This window comes from Promicromonospora sp. NPDC060204 (genome assembly GCF_042728455.1).
GTDB lineage: Bacteria > Actinomycetota > Actinomycetes > Actinomycetales > Cellulomonadaceae > Promicromonospora.
The window spans coordinates 1-1,896 of the sequence record NZ_JBHWZO010000448.1; the positions used below are offsets into that span (position 1 = coordinate 1).

The following is a 1,896-nucleotide window of genomic DNA, read 5'->3' on the forward strand; positions in this document are numbered from 1 at the left end:
GGTCACCCGGGTGACCTGTACGCCTGACACGGCAGCGGTCCGGGCCTTCAGGGCCGGACGGTGACCTTCAGCGTGTCCGCGGGGCCGGCGCGGAAGGTGAGCACCGTGCCCGTCGTCGGCTCCGTCCAGGAGGAGCCCGCCGCGAACGGGGCGTCGTCCAGGCCGCCGGACGAACCCGGCGTCGAGTCCACGACCCGGACCGGACCCTCGCCCGACCGCACGGACGTGTCGACCGTGTACACGAGCGCGCCGCGAGCGCCGATGCCCTCGTCGTAGCCGACGGGCTGCCGGTTCTCGACGACGACGGCGCGCGTCGCCGACAGCGGGTACACGACCATGGCGTCCTGCCCCGGGCTCGCGTCACCCGAGCGGGCGACCGGCGCCAGCCGCGCGGACGTCGTCCGCCCCTGGCCGGCGCAGACCACCTGGTCGTCGTCCAGCCAACCGAGCTGCCACCGGTGCCACGCGAAGTACTCCGGACCCGCGCCCGAGATCAGGCCCATGAGGTCCCAGCCGCCGACCGCGGCGTGGTAGTTGCCCGGGTCCGCCGGCGGCGCCTCGAACAGGTAGAGGTCCGGCAGGCCGAGCGTGTGCCCCGACTCGTGCGCCAGCACCAGCCCGCCCCAGCGCCACTGGTCGTAGCCGAACGTGACGGCGTGCGTCAGGTGGTTGCCGTCCGCGGTGACGTCCAGGAAGTTCGTGGTGGGGGAGTAGGTGATGTTCGGCGCCTCCTTCGTGGCCGTCACCCAGACCACGTCGACGTCGGAGAAGTCGAACGAGTCGTCCGCCGCGGCGATCGCGTCGCCGATGTAGCGCACGTGGTCCTCGTAGCTCAGGCCCCGCTCGAACGGGTACGACGTGGACGGCTCGGGCATCCGCACCCAGCCGTCCGACGTCGTCGTGGTCACGTCCAGCCGGCCGCCCGAGACCCGCTCCAGGTACTCGACGCCCGAGGCCAGGTTGTCCCGCGCCTCCTGGGCCGAGCCCGCGGCCGCCGGGTGGTCGTCGAAGTCCACGAGCAGCAGCGCGGCCTTCAGCGTGCCGACGGCCGGGAGCGCCTGGTCGTCCACCGGGAAGCCAGAGCCGAGCCCGTCGACGGCGGCGGCCAGGCGGCAGTCGGCCACCGACGTCGGCGGGGCGAATGTGGACGACGCGGCGGCGACGCCTGACGACGACGGCGGGTCGGCCGCGGCGCTCGCCGGCACCGCGCCGAGAGCGAGGGTCGTGGCGGCCAACGCCGCGATCGGTAGGGCCAGGGACGGTCGGGCGGCTCGCTGCTGTTTCATGCGTGCACTCCTGTTCGCTGGTCGGTCATTCGGTGGGGTCGGCGTCGGCGGGCGCCGACGCCGACCCGTCGGCGGGCGGGAGCACCAGGGTGCGGACCGGCTCCTGGTTGCCCGCGCGGTCGGTCGCCGCGTACTCGATGACCTGCGGCGCGTCGGACAGCGCCCGGCTGAACGGCTCGGCGAAGGTGGCCCAGAACGTGTCCGGCCCCTTCCACCGGATGCTGTCCACGCCGGAGACGTCGTCGACGGCGGTCAGGTTGATCTCGACGCCCCGCGGGCCCAGGCGCTTGGTCGTCACCTTGGTTCGCGGCGGTTTGGTGTCGACGCTGACCTCGCGGACGACGCGCCGTTCCCGGCCCGCGTCGTCGACGGCGCGGGCGGTGACGGTGTGGACGCCGTCGGCCAGCACCAGCGGCGCCTGCCCCGCGGGCGCCCACGGGCCGTCGTCCACGCGCACCTCGACGACCGGCTCGCCGGCGTCGGCCCGCGCGGTGAAGGTGAGCTCCGCCGGCCGGAGGTACCAGCCGGTCACCCCGGGCGCGGCGGCCGGGACGATCTCGACGCGCGGCGCGGACCCGTCGTGCGCGGCGGTCGGCGCCCGCGACAGGAG

1 protein-coding gene and 1 pseudogene are annotated in these 1,896 nt (G+C 75.0%); both read right to left on the bottom strand.

Annotated elements, in window-relative coordinates:
* Positions 1–47: 47 nt before the first annotated feature.
* The gene (locus ACFWEJ_RS28565) at positions 48–1,286 is read right to left on the bottom strand and encodes a M6 family metalloprotease domain-containing protein (protein ID WP_377232535.1); all 1,239 of its coding nucleotides are present in this window, start codon (positions 1,284–1,286) and stop codon (positions 48–50) included.
* Positions 1,287–1,311: 25 nt separating this feature from the next.
* Positions 1,312–1,896 (bottom strand): annotated as a pseudogene (locus ACFWEJ_RS28570) (glycosyl hydrolase); the annotation flags it as partial.